This window comes from Janthinobacterium sp. SUN211 (assembly GCF_030587315.1).
Taxonomy (GTDB): domain Bacteria; phylum Pseudomonadota; class Gammaproteobacteria; order Burkholderiales; family Burkholderiaceae_D; genus Janthinobacterium; species Janthinobacterium kumbetense.
On record NZ_JAPWIC010000001.1, the window covers coordinates 913,310 to 930,399 of the forward strand.

12 protein-coding genes are annotated in these 17,090 nt (G+C 60.6%); 6 read left to right on the top strand and 6 right to left on the bottom strand.

Features of this window, described 5'->3' with window-relative positions; translation table 11 throughout:
* Positions 1–95: 95 nt before the first annotated feature.
* From O3301_RS04005 to O3301_RS04015, 3 genes are all read left to right on the top strand, one after another.
* Positions 96–2,573 carry a TonB-dependent siderophore receptor gene (locus O3301_RS04005; protein WP_305055608.1) on the top strand — a complete coding sequence of 826 codons (2,478 nt, stop codon included), beginning with the start codon at positions 96–98 and terminating at the stop codon, positions 2,571–2,573.
* Positions 2,573–3,787, top strand: a complete 1,215-nt coding sequence (locus O3301_RS04010; RefSeq protein ID WP_305055609.1) for a PepSY domain-containing protein — start codon at positions 2,573–2,575, stop codon at positions 3,785–3,787. Before O3301_RS04005 ends, O3301_RS04010 begins: the two co-directional genes overlap by 1 nt.
* A 92-nt stretch (positions 3,788–3,879) precedes the next feature.
* Positions 3,880–4,731 (top strand): aldo/keto reductase, encoded by an 852-nt coding sequence (locus O3301_RS04015; RefSeq protein ID WP_305055610.1) that lies wholly within the window; start codon positions 3,880–3,882, stop codon positions 4,729–4,731.
* 28 nt (positions 4,732–4,759) lie between these two features.
* Here the strand turns inward: O3301_RS04015 and O3301_RS04020 are convergent, their stop codons facing one another.
* Positions 4,760–5,305: an RNA 2'-phosphotransferase gene (locus O3301_RS04020; RefSeq protein ID WP_305055611.1), complete on the bottom strand. Its 546-nt coding sequence runs from the start codon at positions 5,303–5,305 to the stop codon at positions 4,760–4,762.
* Positions 5,306–5,705: 400 nt separating this feature from the next.
* Here O3301_RS04020 and O3301_RS04025 point away from each other — a divergent pair, with 400 nt between their 5' ends.
* Positions 5,706–8,024, top strand: a complete 2,319-nt coding sequence (locus O3301_RS04025) for an NACHT domain-containing NTPase (protein WP_305055612.1) — start codon at positions 5,706–5,708, stop codon at positions 8,022–8,024.
* A gap of 96 nt (positions 8,025–8,120) precedes the next feature.
* On the opposite strand, the gene O3301_RS04030 is transcribed toward O3301_RS04025, so the two are convergent.
* Positions 8,121–10,199 (bottom strand): TonB-dependent receptor, encoded by a 2,079-nt coding sequence (locus O3301_RS04030; protein ID WP_305055613.1) that lies wholly within the window; start codon positions 10,197–10,199, stop codon positions 8,121–8,123.
* A gap of 95 nt (positions 10,200–10,294) precedes the next feature.
* On the opposite strand from O3301_RS04030, the gene O3301_RS04035 reads away from it, so the two are divergent.
* Entirely contained in the window at positions 10,295–11,518 is a 1,224-nt protein-coding gene (locus O3301_RS04035) for a response regulator (protein ID WP_305055614.1), read from the top strand.
* Here the strand turns inward: O3301_RS04035 and O3301_RS04040 are convergent.
* Together O3301_RS04040 and O3301_RS04045 are read right to left on the bottom strand one after the other, a co-directional pair.
* Positions 11,500–11,883 (bottom strand): immunity 22 family protein, encoded by a 384-nt coding sequence (locus O3301_RS04040; protein WP_305055615.1) that lies wholly within the window; start codon positions 11,881–11,883, stop codon positions 11,500–11,502. The genes O3301_RS04035 and O3301_RS04040 overlap by 19 nt on opposite strands.
* Before the next feature lie 2 nt (positions 11,884–11,885).
* On the bottom strand, positions 11,886–14,579 hold the full coding sequence (locus tag O3301_RS04045; RefSeq protein WP_305055616.1) for a polysaccharide deacetylase family protein: 2,694 nt from the start codon (positions 14,577–14,579) through the stop codon (positions 11,886–11,888).
* 175 nt (positions 14,580–14,754) lie between these two features.
* Between O3301_RS04045 and O3301_RS04050 the strand changes: the two genes are divergently transcribed.
* A complete protein-coding gene (locus O3301_RS04050; protein WP_255206395.1) occupies positions 14,755–14,877 on the top strand; it encodes a hypothetical protein in 123 nt (40 codons plus the stop codon).
* 19 nt (positions 14,878–14,896) lie between these two features.
* On the opposite strand, the gene O3301_RS04055 is transcribed toward O3301_RS04050, so the two are convergent.
* Both O3301_RS04055 and O3301_RS04060 read right to left on the bottom strand, forming a co-directional pair.
* Entirely contained in the window at positions 14,897–15,952 is a 1,056-nt protein-coding gene (locus O3301_RS04055) for an ABC transporter substrate-binding protein (RefSeq protein WP_305055617.1), read from the bottom strand.
* Between the two features lie 48 nt (positions 15,953–16,000).
* The gene (locus tag O3301_RS04060; protein ID WP_305055618.1) at positions 16,001–17,059 is read right to left on the bottom strand and encodes an ABC transporter substrate-binding protein; all 1,059 of its coding nucleotides are present in this window, start codon (positions 17,057–17,059) and stop codon (positions 16,001–16,003) included.
* Between the last annotated feature and the right edge of the window lie 31 nt (positions 17,060–17,090).

Genomic DNA, 17,090 nt, shown 5'->3' on the forward strand with positions numbered 1-17,090 from the left:
GGCAAAATAAATGAAAAAACGTTGAGGGTTTTGGCTTTTCGTTCGGAATACGGGAAGAACCGATTTTTTCCTTCCACTTTCCAAGGATCTGCACCATGTCCCCTCGCCCGACCGCACCCAAGCTGCGTCCATTTCCCCTCGCCGTCGCCATCCAGGCCCTGTTCCTGGCTGGCGCCGCCATGGGCGCCGTGGCCGCCACGGCCCCTGCCGCCCACGCGCAAACGCTTGAGAATGCGCAAGCCAAGCGCCCCTACGCAATCCCCGCCGGACCGCTGGAGCGGGCCTTGACCGCGTTTGCCAGCGCGGCCGGCGTGGAACTGTCGGCCGACGCGGCCCTCTTGCAGGGCAAGCGCAGCGGCGGCCTGGCGGGCAGCTATACCGTGCGCCAGGGCTTCGACGAACTGCTGCGCGGCCAGGGCGTGCGCGTCGTGGCGGGCGCCAACGGCGCCTATGCGCTGCGGGCGGACGCCTCCGCAACGCCATTGCCGGCGCCGGCAAACGCACAGGCGGCGCAGGCCAGCGCCACCCTGCCCGCCATCACCATCAATGCCACGGCCGAACGCGAAACGGCGACGGGCCCCGTGCGCGGCTACGTGGCGCGGCGCGCCGCCTCGGCCACCAAGATGGATACGGCCTTGAATGAAAACCCGCAATCCGTGTCCGTCGTCACGGCCGATGAAATCAGCGACCGCAACGCCGAATCGCTCGACGAGACCCTGCGCTACACGGCGGGCGTGACGCCAAACCAGCGCCCGCTGGGCAGCGACGATTCCTCGCTGCTGCGCGGCTTCACCATCGAAACGAACGGCATCCTGCAAGATGGCTTGCGCAATTCGGGCCGCACGTTTGGCGCCTCCATCGAACCGTATGGCCTGGAACGCCTGGAAGTGCTGCGCGGCCCCGCGTCCGTGCTGTACGGGCAGATTCCGCCGGGCGGCATGGTCAACGCCGTCAGCAAGCGTCCCAGCGCGGACGCCGTGCGCGAAGTGGGCATCGAGTACGGCAGCTACCAGCGCCGCCAGCTGAAAGCGGACGTTGGCGGCACGCTCGACGCGCCGGGCGCCTGGACTTGGCGGGTCGTCATGCTGGGCCGCGAAGCGGACACGCGGCTGGATCGCGACCGCGACAACCGCCTGTACTTCGCCCCCTCCCTCACTTGGCAGGCAGGACCGGCCACGCGTTTGACCCTGCTGGCCCGCTACGAGCAGGACAACCAGCAATACGCGTTTCCCAACCAGCTGCTGGCGCCGGGCCCGCGCGGCCAGGTCGACCCCGGTGTCAACCTGATGGGCGACGACAACCGCTTCAAGCGCCGCAACACCATGCTGGGCTACGAGTTCGAGCATGCGTTCAACGATACGTGGTCGCTGCGCCAGAACCTGCGCTACACGCACCTGAAGAACGACCGCACGGACATGTTCCCGCTGGGCTTGAATGACGATGGCACGGTGAAGCGCTATTTCATGCCCGTCGATACGGCGTCGAAAAGCCTGTTCGCCGATACCCAGCTGCAGGCGCGCTTCGCCACGGGCAGCCTGGCGCACCAGGTGCTGCTGGGCGTCGATTACGCGAACATCCGCAACACGGACGAATACCGCCACCAGCAGGGATTTATCGAGCCGATCGACCTGTACCAGCCCGTGTATGGCAAGCAGCCCCTGGTCCCGGCCAAGTCGCCGACCCGCGCGGACGCACCGTCGCGCCAGCTGGGCCTGTATGCGCAGGATCAAATCAAATGGGACCGCTGGGTCGTGACGGCGGGCCTGCGCCGCGACAAGGCGACGCAATCGCGCGACGTCACCGACCTCCATGCCGGCAGCGTGAAAGCGGACTACCACCAGTCGCCGTCGGCCACCACGGGCCGCGTAGGCGCCGTCTACCTGTTCGATGGCGGCTGGGCGCCATATGTCAGCTACGCCACCTCGTTCTCGCCCGAACTGGGCGTCACGGCCAACGGCGACGCCCTGAAGCCGTCGCGCGGCAAGCAATTCGAGGCTGGCGTGCGCTATGAACCCGTGGGCCAGCGCGCCAGCTACACGGCCGCCGTCTTCGACCTGGTGCGCGACAACGTCACCACCTCCGACATCGGCAACCCGGGCAGCCTGCTGCAGACGGGGCAAGTGGGCTCGCGCGGCCTGGAACTGGAAGCGCGCACGGAGTTCGCCAGCCGTCTGAGCCTGATCGCGCAATACACCTACCTCGATACGGAGGTCAGGAAGAGCAATAACGGCGACCTGGGCTTGCAGCAGTCGGGCGCGCCGCGCCACAGCGCCTCGGCCTGGGCGCGCCAGGCGTTCGACCTGGGCACGGCCTTGCCCGCATATGCGGCGCTGGGCATGCGCTTCCTGGGCGCCATGCGCTCCAATTCGGACGGCGACAACCTGAACATCCGCAATGGCGGCCTGACGCAGTGGGATGCGGCGCTGGGCGTGTCGCGCGGGCCGTGGCAGTTTTCCCTCAACGTCAACAATGTGCTCGACAAGCAGACCCTGTATGACTGCGGCTACCTGCCGGGCCTGTGCTACCGCAATGCCGAACGCACGGCCAACGTCAGCGCGATGTACAGGTTCTGATGCCATCGCTGCACATGCGCCTCGCACTGGCGGCGCTGCACCGCTACGCCGGCCTGCTGATGGCCGGCTTCCTCATCGTGGCCGGCGTCACGGGCAGCGCGCTCGCATGGAAGGATGAGCTGGAAGCGGCCATGCTGCCCGCCGTCTTCCGCGCAGCGCCGCCCGCGCCGGGCGCGGCGCCCCTCGACGCCCTGCTGCTGCGCGAGTCCATCGCCGCGCGCTTTCCCCAGGCGAGCGTCACGTACGCGCCCCTGTCGGCGCCGCCCGGCCGCAGCATGGTGTTCTACCTGCGCCCGCCTGGCGACGCGCCGCTGGCCAGCGACGAAGTGTTTGTCGATCCCTACACGGGCGCCGTGCTGGGCCAGCGTCGCTGGGGCGAGATAAGCCAGGGCGCCATCAACCTGCTGCCCTTCATCGAGCGCCTGCATTACGCGCTGGCGCTGGGCGACACGGGCTTGTTCATCTTTGGCCTGGTCGCCATCGTGTGGACGGTCGATTGCTTCATCGGCGCCGCCCTGACCTTCCCCGCACGCCTGAAAAAACGCTCGCCGGGCAGCAAACCGTGGCTGCTGCGCTGGCGTCCGTCCTGGCTGCTGCGCCGCCACGGCGGCAGCTATAAACTGATATTCGACCTGCACCGCGCGGGCGGCCTGTGGCTGTGGGCCATGCTGCTCGTGTTTGCCTGGAGCGGCGTCGCCTTCAACCTGTACGGCGTATATGCGGCCGTGATGCAGCCGCTGTTCCCGCACCAGGGGGCCGAGGAAGCGGTGGCGCGGCACACGCCTTCGCCGGGCCCGCACCTGGACTGGCCGGCCGCGCGCACGCAGGGGCGCCTGTTGATGCACGCGCTGGCGCAGCGGCACGCGTTCGCCATCGTCGAGGAAAACGCGCTGTCCTACGAACGCGCGCTGGGCGTGTACAGCTACAACGTGCGCAGCAGCCGCGACGTGCGCGCCCGCAAGGGATTGACCACCGTCTTCTTCGACGCGGCCAGCGGCCGGCAACTGGCCGCGTGGCTGCCCACGGGCGCGGCCAGCGGCGACACCATCCGCAGCTGGATCAGCGCCCTGCACATGGCCTCGATGTGGGGCTGGCCCTTTAAGATGTTCATCTGCGCCATGGGCGTGCTGGTGGCGGGCTTGAGCGTATCGGGCGTGCTGATCTGGCGCCGCAAGCGCCAGGGGCAAGCCAAAGCCAAAGCCCTAATTCATTAGCACAGCTAATAAAATCATGCCGATTCCAACGGCTTATCAATAGGTGGCAGACGCCGTACAGTAGCTCCTGTTAATGACTGAAGGAGCTTGCGATGGACCGCGTCACCCTGAATAACGGCATCACCATGCCCGTCGCCGGCTACGGCGTCTTCCAGATTCCCGACCCCGCCGAATGCGAGCGCAGCGTCATCGACGCCATCGCCGCCGGCTACCGCTTGATCGACACGGCCGCTTCCTACCTGAACGAAGCGGCCGTCGGCCAGGGCATCGCCCGCAGCGGCGTCGCGCGCGAGGAGCTGTTCGTCACCAGCAAGCTGTGGGTGCAGGACACGGGCTACGAGCGCACGGCACAGGCCATCGAGCAGTCGCTGCAGCGTTTGCAGCTCGATTACCTGGACTTGTTCCTGATCCACCAGCCGTTCGGCGACGTCCACGGTTCCTGGCGCGCCATGCAGGATGCGTATCGCAGCGGCAAGCTGCGCGCCATCGGCGTGAGCAATTTTCATGCGGACCGCTTGATGGACCTCATCGCCTTCAACGACGTCACGCCCGCCGTCAACCAGATCGAGATCAACCCCTTCCACCAGCAGGCGGACGGCGTGGCCTTCATGCTCGAGCACGGCGTGCAGCCGCAGGCGTGGGCGCCATTCGCCGAAGGCCGCAACAACCTGTTCCACAATGAATTGCTGCTGGGCATCGCCGCCAGACACGGCAAGTCCGTCGGCCAGGTCGTCCTGCGCTGGCTGACGCACCGGGGCATCGCCGTGCTGGCCAAGACCGTGCGCCGCGAGCGCATGGCGGAAAACCTGGCAATTGACGATTTCGACCTGGACGAAGCGGACATGGCCGCCATCGCCCCCCTGGAAACGGGCAGCAGCAGCTTCTTTTCGCACCGCGACCCGGCCATCGTCCAGTGGATGGCGGCACGCAAGCTCGCTATCTGATTCCCCGGAGGGGCAGTCCGCGCCCTCGTCAGGGAAAACCGATGAAGGCCTGCGGCACGGCATCCGCCAGCCACACGCCATTGGCCGACACATAAAACACGTGGCCCTGCGCCTGCATGGCGGCTGCGTCCACCGTCAGCACGACGGGCTTGCCGTGGCGCGCACCCACGGCCACGGCCGTTTCGCGGCTGGACGACAGGTGCACGTGGTTGCGCGATCCCGGCAGCAAACCGCCGGCACGAATCGCCTCGACAAAGCGGCTGGCCGTGCCGTGGTACAGCATGGCCGGCGGCGTGGCGGGCGGCAGAGCGATATCGACGGCAGCCAGGGAATGGCCCTGGTTGGCGCGGATGCGCAAGCCGTCGGCACTGATGGCGTAGCGCGTCTTGCTGTCGCGCGCCACCACGTCGTCCAATTGTTCACGGGAAAGGCGGCGGCCATGCCGGGCCGATTGCGCCAGCAACTGGCCGATGTCGGCCCAGCCGTTGGTATCGAGCGCGAGGCCGATTTTTTCGGGGGCGTGGCGCAGGATGAGGGAAAGGAATTTGCTAGTTTGTATTAAATTATCTGTCATGCAATCTTTTTATTGTTGACGCCCATACTGGACACCGTTACAACAGTCTACCTATGTAAGAACCCATACGACAGTGTCTGGCATACGGAACGGGATTGATTTTAGTGTAAAAGCAGAGCTAAGTTATATTACTCAATCAATATCATAATCTAATCATATCTTCTTCTATTTTTTGCTGCATTTCCAATCCCAACTCAACCTCAGACTCATGCAAAAAAGACAAAAACATAACGCGTGAGTGTAACATTTCAAAAACCTACGCTCCACCATTGCCTTTTAAGTAACTTCATGCTAAGGTTTGCACTGAAAATATACCAACATTTGTGAAAATTAATTTTAAATATATTTAATTTATATATAAGTAAAAATATTTTATGTTAATTTCAGCACTGGAGAAAATATGTTATCTGAAGGACAGAAAAATAATGACTTTGAAAATGAAGTACGCCGAATAGCGCGTGCAAAATGGCCGTTTGCACAATATTCAGGATCAATGATACTCGACGGCAGAGAGCGCGATGGTGTATTTGAAACTGAAGAGACTGTTCATTTCATAGAAGCCACAGTTTCTCGCAGTGCAGAAAAAGCAAAAGATGATAGTAAGAAAATTTTTCGAGCAATAGCAGAACACAATAAAAAAGGTGGCTTGAAAAATGGAGGTGGTTGGTTTATAACAAAAGAAGAGCCAACTGCGGATCAAAGAAAAGAAGTACAAGAACATGGAAAAGGTCAAGTTAAAGCAGTCTCATTTTCTCAGTTCCAACAAAGTCTGATTGATGTAAGAGCATACTTAGCATGCAGAAAAAACCATGGATTTGGTAGCGTGCAAGACTTTATATCTGGAGAAAAAACGCCATCTGTTCCATTTATTGAAATTGGCTTAACTCCAAGGGCATCCGAAGATGGAAAAATAAATACCTTATTCGTCAATGATGTCTTAACTGGCGCTATAACAGGAGAGCATTATGCCATTACAGGCCAGTATGGTGCTGGAAAAAGTATGTCATTACGCGAAATTTTTTTTAGACTAGAAGAAAATTACATAAAAAATAGATCTTCAAAATTTCCTGTCTATATAAATCTAAGAGAACATTCCGGCCAAAGAGATCCAATCGAGATATTAGAACGCCATGCAAGAAGCATCGGCTTCGAATCTCCGAGCTCATTAATTAGGGCTTGGCGAGCCGGCTTCGTTGTTTTACTAGTAGATGGCTTTGACGAAGTAACGTCATTAGGTGTTCAAGGATCGTGGAAGAAATTAAAAGATCTAAGGATGAGATCATTAGAAGGAATTAGGAAATTACATAGGGAAAGCATTGGAATAGGAATTATTGCGTGCGGCCGAAGTCATTACTTCGAAAACGATAACGAATTATGTAATGCATTAGGCCTATTTAATGCAAAAGTTTTATCCGTGGATGAATTCACTGATGAACAAATGAAAAATTTCCTATCGCGCTTTCCAAGTTCCAACCAAAACAATGGCTTTCCGGATTGGCTACCTACTCGTCCATTACTTCTTGGCTACCTTGCATCGAAAGGGCTTTTATCTGAACTGGGTGAAAAAACGGCTTTACCCGACGCTGTGGATGGATGGGACTATCTTTTAGAAAAAATATATCAACGCGAAGGTTTAATAGAAACCAACTTGGATGGTGCAACACTAAGAAGAATATTAGAACGTACAGCTACTTTAGCGAGAAGTACAGAAGACGGACTTGGACCAATTACAAGAACAGATCTATTTTCCGTATTTACAGAGGTTTGTGGTTATGAACCCGATGAACAAGGCGTGTTAGCTATTCAAAGACTGCCTGGTTTAGGAATTTATCGAGCAGAAGATGAAAGTCGATGTTTCGTTGATTCAGAATTAGCGGACGTATGTAAAGGACATGAATTATTACGATTCCTTGAAGATCCTTATGATAGTGTAAAAGAATCAGTTTGGGTAGGCGCCATGAATTCTTGTGATCGCCCTGTCGGCGAAATTGCAACGAATCTCGCGGTTAGACGGCTTAAAATGGGTGCCGATGCTCGGGGGATAATTAGACAATCAGCAGCATTTCTAAATAGCCGTGAAGATTTGGCCTGTGTTCGTGGCGACGTAGCTGTTATATTACTTTCTAGCGATATAGAATTAGATATTGATTTTAGTGTTAGCGAAATAAATTTTGCAGGCGTTCTACTGGAGTTTCATAGAAACATGCAAAATCTATCTCGACTTCAACTATCCCATTGCCTTTTTGAAAATATATTAATTGAATCAGATATAGACCCTGAAATTTTACCATATTTTGATTATTGCCTCATAGATCATATAAGCGGAAGAATATCAAGCAAGGACCTTCCAAACAATAAATTTATGCCTTCTTGTGAGTTTGGAGAATTTGATTCAGCACAAACTGGAACAGCAATTCGCGCAGTACAAATAAGTACGGGAGAAAAAGTATTATTAGTAACCCTAAGAAAATTATTTGTTCAAAGCTTATCCGGAAGAGCCGAAAATGCTCTTTATAGAGGTTTGGATGTGGACGAAAGAAGGTGCGTACCTGATATTTTAAAATTATTAAAAAGAAAAGGATTGGCAATTGACCATACAAGAGGAGATGGAGTTATTTGGCTACCAGTAAGAAAAGCGATGCAGAGAGTAAAAAGAATTCTCAGCACGCCTAATGAATCTGGTGAAGATGTGGTTCGTGAAGCACGATCATTATCTTAAAAACGTGGGGGAGATTATTACCAAAAAAATAAATTCCCACTCTTAAATTTCTCTTCTTAATAGTTTTAAAATGGAAAAATATTCACGAAAAACAATTTAATAATTATATGAAAACGTCAAACGAAATGATTTCGGTTCGACCGGATGGAAATGCCGGTCGTTCACCCCGTCCGCCGCCTCGCCAGGCAGGCGCGACGCATAGTAATAATCGATATCGCTGGCGCGCTTGTCAAACAGGTTGAAGACGTCGAGCGACAGCCGCGTCTTGCGGTTGAGCTGATACGCCAGGCGCGCATACGCCAGTGTAGTCGACGCGGAGCGCACGCTATTGTCCTCGATCAAGGGACGGGGGCCGAAATAGCGCAATTGAAAAGCGCCCGACCACGGGCCCTGGTCCGTCACCGTCACGCCGAACGAAGCCACCTTGTCGATGGCACCGGGGATGTGGTTGCCCGCCGGATCGTCTTGCGTATAGCGCGAGCGCGAAGCGGCCAGGTCCAGGTCGAACAGCAGCCACGGCGCGGCGATGTAATGGTTGTTCCATTCGATGCCGTGGCGGCGGCTGGCGCGGCTCGCTTCCGTCTCGCCCGCGTCGCCGACGAACAGCAATTCCGACGCGATATCGAGGCGCCACAGGGCCAGCGAACTTTGCAGGCCCGGCAGCCATTCCGTGCGCGCGCCCAATTCCACGCCTTTCGTCGGCACCAGGGGCGTCACGGGCGTGGCAGCTTGGCCGTCAGGCAGGCGCGTCTGCGTCGTGCCCCGCGCATCGTTGCTATGAAAACCTTTTCCGTAGTTCACGAAAAATTCCGTCTTGCTCCACGGACCAAGAATCAGGGACAGCTTGGGCGACACCACGTGGTCGTTCGCCGTGCCGCTGTTGCCGTCGATACTACTATCGACTTTGAAACGGTAGGCGTCGTAGCGCAAGCCCGCCACCGAACGCAGCCACGGCAGCCATTGCACCGTGTTTTCGCCGTACAGGCCGATGCTGGCCTCGCGCACTCGGTCTTCGCGCACCGTACTCTGCCGTACTCGTTCCACCGTGTTGTACAGGCCCACGGGCGACAAGCGGTCGTAGCGGGCCTGCACGCCGACCTTGTTGCGCATGGGCAGTCCCGCCAGCTCCGTGCTCCAGCTTTCGGCCGCGTTCACGCCCGCCACCGTGCGCCGCTCGCTTTGCTGGAACTGGTCGCCGGCGACCGGATTGGCGAGGAAATAGGTGAAATCGCTGTTCAATTCCAGTTGCGAGCGGATCAGGTAGGCATCCAGTTCGAACAACCGCTTCTCCGTGCGCTTGCGCATGGCGTACGACAGGCTGGTGCGCGACGTGTCGCCGCCGTCACTGGGCGCCAGCGAGCCGAAACGGCCGATCTGGCCCGACGCCACGGCGCGCAGCGGCACCTGATCCGTGGCGTTCCAGCTGTTCTTGTACGCCATGCCCGTCACGCTGAAGCCGTCGTCCGGCGTGCCCTGGCTGTAGCGCAGCACGCCGCTGTATTTGCGCACGTGTTCCGGCACGTCCCAGGGACCGTTGTTGCGGTTTACTTCCAAGCCGTACAGCAAGGTGCCGGGGCCGGCAGCGACCGAATCGGCCACGACGCCGCGCACATAGCCGTGCTGGCCCACGGATACGCTGGCCTGGCCTTGCGGCAATTTGTCGGCCAGGCGGATGCGGGCGCTGCCTGCCGAGGAAAAATCGCCTTCGCCGGCGAAATACGGCCCCTTCTTGTAATCGATGCGCTGCACCAGTTCGGGAATGAGGAAATTGAGGTCGGAATAGCCTTGCCCATGCGCATGCGTGCGCATGTTGACAGGCATGCCGTCGACGTAGGTGGCAAAATCCGTGCCATGGTCGAGGTTAAAGCCGCGCAGGAAATACTGGTTGGCCTTGCCGTCGCCGCTGTGCTGGGTGACGATCAGTCCCGGCACGAATTCCAGCAACTCGCCCGTGCGCAAGGCGGGCCGGTTGACGATCAGTTCATTGGTGATGACGCCCTGGCTGGCCGCGTCCGACGTGCCGACGGCGTTGTCATAGTGGCCCGTCACGCGCACGGTGCGCGACGCGTCGGCCCCTGTGGCCCCGTCGACCAGAACTTGCGCCGCCACTTGGCGCCCCATGCCCAACAATGCCAGTGCACAAGCTGCCACCAGTTTGCGTTTTCTCAATAGCATCGCGTCTCCCCTTTTTATGATGTCAGTACGGGCTCCTGCTGGCTATATATACGCGGCGGATGGGCGCCTGGATTCAGCCTTTTCAAGGAGCGAGCGTGAACCTGAACGACAGCACCGGCAAGGCAAGCAGTCCCCCTTCCGACGTGCGCAAGCGCGACGTGCTGCCGTATATCCTGCTGTTCATCCTGCTGGCGGGGCTGCTGGCCGTGCTGGCGGGCGCGCTGTTGCCGCCCTACTACCATGCCGTGCCGGCCCTGCTGTGGAGCCTGGGATTTTGCGTCAGCGGCATGCTGCTGGGATTCCTGTTCGGCATACCGCGCACCCTGCCCTCGGGCACCGTCAACATGGCGCCGCACGACGAGCGCAGCAATGGCAAGGACCGCGCCACGGACGAGCCGCCGGCCGCCGGGGCCGATGCTGCGACGGGCAATGCCAGCAATACCCTGTTCCTGGGCACGCCCACGCCCATGGAAATCAATTCGAATCTGGTGGAAGTGTCGGACTGGCTGACGAAAATCATCGTCGGCGTGGGCTTGATCGAGCTCAAAAGCCTGCCCGGCAGCGCGCGCAACATGGCCGCCTTCATCGCACCGAGCCTGGACACGGACACGCCCACAGCCATGGCCGTCGTGGGCGGCATCATGCTGTTCTTTTCCGTGCATGGTTTTCTGATCGGCTACCTGCTCACGCGTATTTACCTCTCCATCATGATCAAGCGGGCCGACAGCATGGTCAAGAACGAATCCGTGCGCCTGCAAAGCGGCAAGGAAATCGAAGTGGCGGAACTGAGCCGTTTGCAGCAGAAATCGCTGGAGGACATGCAGGAAGCCGTGACGCAGCTGTTGCTGGCCCATCCGCCGTGCGAGGGCGCGGCCGTCACGGCCCTGGCCGGCATGCCGGCGGAGAAAAAACCCGCCAGCCTGGTGCTGTGGCTGGACGACCATCCGCGCAACAATACCTTGCTGGTGGAACAGCTGGAACGGGAAAACATCAAGGTGGACCAGGCGGTCTCGACGCGGCAGGCGCTGGCCATGCTGCAACAGAAGCCCTATGCGCTGCTCATCACGGACATGGCGCGGGTGGAAAACCGCCGGCGCATCAAGGATGCGGGCATACGCACGGTGCGCGAAGTGCAGCAAGCCCAGCCCGGACTGCCCATCATCGTGTATTGCAGCAAAGATACGATCGCCAGCTACGGCACGGAAGCGGAGGCGGCCGGCGCACGCTTCATCACCACCTCGGGCACCAGCCTGCTGGCCAGCGTCAACAAGCTATTGCATGAGGAACGGGGGGATGGCGCTCAGTCTTCCACGCAGTAGCGGTAACTGCCCACGTAGTGCAGCGAGCTGCGCTGCGGGTGCGCCAGTTGATTCGGCGCAAACACGCACACGCTGGCATCGGCCAGCACGCCCTGCGCCTGCGCATCCGCGCATGCCTGCGCCAGCCAGCTGTCGCCATACGACGCGCCCTCAAGCAGCTGCGCCAGCGGCACGGCCGACGCCAGCATGGCGCTCTCGAAACAGGCCGGCTCATAGGACGTGAGGCCCGTTTCCAGGAAGAATGGCGACGGCACGGCATCGCCGTCTTCCGTGTACGTAGGCGCCAGGAAGGCCTGCAGCGCTTCCCAGCCGGGAAAGCGCCCGTTGCAGACAAATACGTGAACGATGGGCGCGCTGTCGGACACGCTTACAGCTTCTCCATCTTTTGCCGCACGGCCGGCGCCGTCGAAGCCGTCGGCGCCAGTTCCAGATAGGTTTTATAGGCCGCTTTCGCCTTGGCGGCATCGCCGGCCTTGGCATACGCGTCGCCCAGGTTCAGGTAGGCAATGGCGCGCGACGGGTCCATCTTGACCGTGTTTTCAAACCAGCGGGCCGCTTCGCGGTATTTTTCCTGCTTGTAGAAGACAAAGCCCAGGTTGTTCGCCGCCAGCGCAAAGTCGGGGCGCAATTTCAGCGCTTCCGTAAATTGCGCTTCCGCCGCCGCATACTGTTTCTCCTTGTACAGCTGCAAGCCCCGGTCGTTGGCCCGCTGCGCCAGCTGGCGCGTGGACGTCGGCACGGCGCCCGGCGTGACGATCTTCTGTTCGCCGCCCTGCAAATCCTTCACCGTCACGCTGGCCGCTGCCGGTTTGGCGTCCAGCTTGCTGTTCAGGGCGATGGCTTCCGTCGACAGCTGCGTCGTGTTCGGGCTGAGGAATTCCGTCTCGCCCGGCAATTCAAAGACGAAATCGCCCCCTTCCGAGCCGGGCAGGCTGCCGAACGCGGGCGTCTGGTTCGACACGCTGGACACGGCCGGCGCCACATAGGCGGCCAGTTCCGTGGCCGTGATGAGGCCGTCGCCGTTCAAGTCGCCCTTGCCCGCCAGGCCTTGCAGCAAGGTCCACGTGAACACGGAGTGGCCGTTCGGTCCGCCGTCGGCCACCAGCTGGTCGCCGCCGCCCGCCGTCAGCATTTGCCTGCCGATGCGCTTGGCGTTGTCGCGCAGGAAGGAACTGGAACCCGCGCCGCGCGTCAGGCCCAGGCCGCTGTAGCAGGCATCCATGACGAAGAACGCATGCTTAGCCGTCAGCGATTCCGCGATATTCTGGATTTCCGTCATCGGAATCGCATCCGTGGCGAACTGCGCCGGGTCGGAATCGACGGGCACGATGTAGCCGAGGTCGCGTCCGGAACTGAGCTTGCGCGTGGCGCCGTGGCCGGCGAAGAAGACGAAGATGCGGTCATTCTTTTGCACGCCGCCATGCGCCAGCTTGTCGTGGAAGGCGGCCAGGATGTTGTTGCGCGTCGCTTCGCCGTTTTTCAGGGTCACGACACGTTCGGGCGCAAAGGCGAATTTCTCGATCAGCGTCTCGCGGATGCCTTGCGCATCGCGCACCGCATATTGCAATTTCGGCCATTTCGCGTAATCGTCGATGCCGATCACCACGGCCCAGGAATTGGCGTAACCGGTGGTGACGGGCACCTTTTCCGGCGCCGGGGCCGTGCTTTTGGCGACCTGGAAGCTCGTGCCATCCCATCCCGCGAATTGATAGCCTTCGGCGATCAGCTTGTCGAGCACGGCCGGCAAGGCTTTCACCGTGCGTTCGTGGATGTCGTGGAACAGGACGATGCCCCGCCCCGCCTTGTCGACGGACGCCAGCACGCGATTGGTGATCGAGCTGGGCACGGGGTCGGCCCAGTCCAGCGAATCGATATTCCACATCACGGATTTCAAGTGCGCATCGGCCAGCGCGGCCATGCCTTCGCTGTTGCGCGCGCCATACGGAAAGCGGAACAGCGCGGCCCGCTCGGGGCTGATGGCCTTCAACAGCGTATCGGTGCCGAGGATTTCGCCCTTCAGCTTGTCGCCCGTCTGTTTCGACAATTGTGCGTGGCTGAAACTGTGGTTGCCCACGGCATAGCCTTCTTTCATCAGCTTGCGGCTCACTTCCGCGCCCGCGCCCAGCTTGGCGTGGCCTTCCGCGTCCAGGCTGCCCAGGTTGCGGCCCACGTTGAAGAACACGGCCGGCACGCCATACTGTTTCAGGATGGCGCTGATTTCTTCCGTGTAGCGGCGGTGCGGACCGTCGTCGAAGGTCAGCACGATGGTTTTCTTCGGCAAGCCGAGGCCGAAGATTTCCGCTTCGTCCTTCTTGGGTGCCGGCTTGGCTTCGGGCACGGAGCCAGCCGGCGGTGTTGCATAGGGCACGACGATGCCGTTTTCCTTGAGAATCTGTTCGCGGCTGTAGAGTTTTTTCAGCTGCGCCACGTAATCGTCCCACCGTTCACGCTTGAGTTCGATGGCGCGCTGGCCCAGGTTGCCGAAGATTTGCCGGATTTCCTTCTCGTAGTTGCGCTCGATCTCGCCCAGCGCGTCGAGGTCTTCGGAAATGCGCTTGTGCAGCTTGATCGCGGGCAGGGACGAATCCTTGGCCACGTCGGCCAGCATGCTTTGCAGCAGTTCGCGGAACGCCAGGCGGTCCGCGTCGTACAGGCCGGGATCGGATTCGATATAGGTCAATAAACTGTCGAGCGCCTCGAAGCGGCCCGGATTGGTGGGCGCCGTCAATTGATCCAGCACAAGATCGAGCCTGGCGATGCGCTCCTGGTTTTCATGGAACAGCGCCTGCCCCACTTTGCGGGCTTCGTCGCGCGCCCCTTCGGGCAGAGTTTGCTCGTCGGCCAGCAACACGATAATCTTGCGGAAATTACCCAGCAATTCGCGGAATTGGGCGGCCACCGCGGCCGTGTCGACGGTCGATTGGGGAGCGGCGGCCGGATTGCCCGCGGCGGGAGCGCCCGGCGTGGCGGTGGCGGCGGGACGGGTGTACGTATAAATGCCGGCCCCAGCGGCGAGTGCCACGACAACGGTGGCGGCGATCTTGATCGGCTTGGAAGTCACAGGCTTGTCATTCCCTTCACATACTATGCATAGCATTCAGATGGCGCGGATGCGCAAGATGCATAATTGTAAAGCACGCTTGGCACAAGCTCAGCCCGCACACATGAATTTCGGCAATAATATGGCTGCAAATATGACAACCAAGCTCCATCGAGCATAAAAAACAGGAAAGACGATGCACAAGAAACTCTGCGCAGCCGCGCTGATGCTGGGCGTGGCCCTGATGTTGCTGCAACTGCGAGCACATGCGGGCGACGACGTGATCAACGTGGCGGGACGCGTGTGCCTGCCCCATTGAGCCGCGTCCCGCGCTGACGCTACACCTTGGCCGGTTCCCAGTAATTGGCCAGCCCCAGCTTTTTCAAGCCGGCCGCGACGAAACGCGGCTCCAGCAATTCTTCCGCCGTCAACGGTTGCCGGATCAGCTTTTGTTCCTGCGCAAACGCCAGCACCCGGCGGTAATGGCGGTACACGGCGTCATCGTACAGGGGCGACCAGCGCTCCTTCCACTGCAAGCCCGGATCGTCGTAGCTGCGCCGCACCACGCTGTCGGGCGTGCCGTTGCGCGTGCCATCCTTGATGATCGCTTCGCGGTTGCCGTCGAGCGCCGCCCAGTGCTGGGCCCGCAGCCAGGCCGTGGCCACCAGTTCCGCGATGTCGGGATGGGCTTGCGTAAAATCACGCCGCGCCCACAGTTCCGCCCGCATTTTACGCTCGGGTAAGCCCTTGCTGGACCAGATGATGCGGCCGATGCCCTTGTCTTCCAGCGGATAGCCATTGATCATGAACAAGGCGTCGACGGCGCCCGTGGCCAGCGCGGCCGTGCCCGGTTTGAGGTCCATATTAATCAGGCGAAAATCCGTGGGCGACATGCGCTGGTCGGCGATCAGCTGGCGCAAGCCCAGTTCCCACGGCCGGCCCCGGTGCACGCTGATGCGCTTGCCTTTCAGCTCGGCCAGCGACGTGGCGCGCGAACCGGTGGGCACCAGCAGGAACTGGTCCGTACCCCTCCCCGCCGGCACGATCACCTGCGTGCGCACGCCGCCCGCGTTGAGTATGACGGACGGCAAGTCGCCATACGCGGCCATGTCGATGCGTCCGCTGGCGAACGCTTCATTCATCGTCGCGCCCGTGTCGCCCGTGACGGGCAGCCATTCCAGCCGCACGCCCCGATGCTTCAGTTCGCGCGCCAGCCAGCCTTCCTGCTGCACCCGGTAAGCGATGCCGCCCAGTTCCGCCTTGCCGTTTTCCGCAAAGCCCGTCGAGGCGATGCGCAGGGCCGCCGGCGGCGCCCCCGCCCCTTTCGCTGCCGACACTGCCTGTCCCGCCAGGGGCAGCAGCGCCAGCCCGCCCATCACCGTGCGTCGCCGCATCGCATTCTCCTCATCATCAAGCATGGCCACTGTTGACGTACTTCCCGCTCAAGCCGCCCGGCGCGCGTGCGCCAGCGCCGCTTCGAAAGGACGGGGGTCGATCCACGCGCGCACGTCGACCTTGCTGGGCAGAAAGTTCCAGCGGAACAGGAAATCGCTGAAATCCTGCAAGCCCGCGATCGACGTTTCCGCCAGGTCCGTGTCCAGGCGCAAATGCGCATCCTTGCCATAGGCCACTTGCACCCAGTGCTCGCTGGCATTCGATTCGCGTGCCAGGAAGCGCCGCGTCTCGTCCGCATGGCCGCGCGCCCACGCTTCGGCCCGCAGCACCTGGTCGACCAGGGTGACGGCGGAAGCAAAATGGTTGTCCAGCAAGTGCGCATCCACGCTCAGGGTGCGCGGCGTGCCGTTGTTGGCGCGGATCAAGGGTTCCGGGTGGATGCCCGTGTCGATCACCGTGTGCAAGCCGAACTGCTGCGCCAGCTGGGCGGCCGACGCGCCTTTCAGGAAGATGGCGTCCACCTCGCCCCGCAAGAGGCCCAGCAATTCCGGGCTTTGCCCGCCGCGCCGGGCGCCGCTGAACAGATTCGTCGCAGCACCCTTTTCCGGTGGCGCCTCGCTCTGGCCCGTGTTGACCACATAATCGACCAGTTCCACGTCCGCCACGGCCAGCCCTTCCAGGCTCAGCGCATTTTCCAGCCCCCGCAAGGCTTGCGCGCGCGCAAAGTCGATCTGCGCCTTGCTCCACAATGGCAAGCCGAAGCGCCGGCCCTTCAAGTCGCGCACCGTCTGGATGCCGCTGCCGGGCAGGGTCAGTATCAGCTGCGTCTCGTCCGACCACGACAGGCCGATCACGCGGGTGTCGCGCCCCGCCGCGCGCGCCCACAGGGCGGGGATATTGCCGCCGTGACGCACGGAGTTCTGCAGGGTATGGTCGAAATGCGATTCGCGCACGGCTTCCTGGTCCGATTCGCGCAGCGAGCGCAAGCTGGTGCCGTCGGCGCGCAAGGCTTCTTCCAGCCAGCCTTGCTGCAGGGCTATCCCCAGGCCCGTCGGGACGGGGCAGCGCGTGTACCACAGGGTGTCGAGTGCGTTGCTATTGCTCATCTTGTATCTCCAGGTTGATGGATATCAAAAA

Excerpts from the sequence above, each read along its gene's own strand:
- O3301_RS04005 (WP_305055608.1), top strand. The coding sequence starts at position 96 with ATGTCCCCTCGCCCGACCGCACCCAAGCTGCGTCCATTTCCCCTCGCC.
- O3301_RS04010 (WP_305055609.1), top strand. The coding sequence starts at position 2,573 with ATGCCATCGCTGCACATGCGCCTCGCACTGGCGGCGCTGCACCGCTAC.
- O3301_RS04015 (WP_305055610.1), top strand. The coding sequence starts at position 3,880 with ATGGACCGCGTCACCCTGAATAACGGCATCACCATGCCCGTCGCCGGC.
- O3301_RS04020 (WP_305055611.1), bottom strand. The coding sequence starts at position 5,305 with ATGACAGATAATTTAATACAAACTAGCAAATTCCTTTCCCTCATCCTG.
- O3301_RS04025 (WP_305055612.1), top strand. The coding sequence starts at position 5,706 with ATGTTATCTGAAGGACAGAAAAATAATGACTTTGAAAATGAAGTACGC.
- O3301_RS04030 (WP_305055613.1), bottom strand. The coding sequence starts at position 10,199 with ATGCTATTGAGAAAACGCAAACTGGTGGCAGCTTGTGCACTGGCATTG.
- O3301_RS04050 (WP_255206395.1), top strand. The coding sequence starts at position 14,755 with ATGCACAAGAAACTCTGCGCAGCCGCGCTGATGCTGGGCGTGGCCCTG.
- O3301_RS04055 (WP_305055617.1), bottom strand. The coding sequence starts at position 15,952 with ATGCGGCGACGCACGGTGATGGGCGGGCTGGCGCTGCTGCCCCTGGCG.
- O3301_RS04060 (WP_305055618.1), bottom strand. The coding sequence starts at position 17,059 with ATGAGCAATAGCAACGCACTCGACACCCTGTGGTACACGCGCTGCCCC.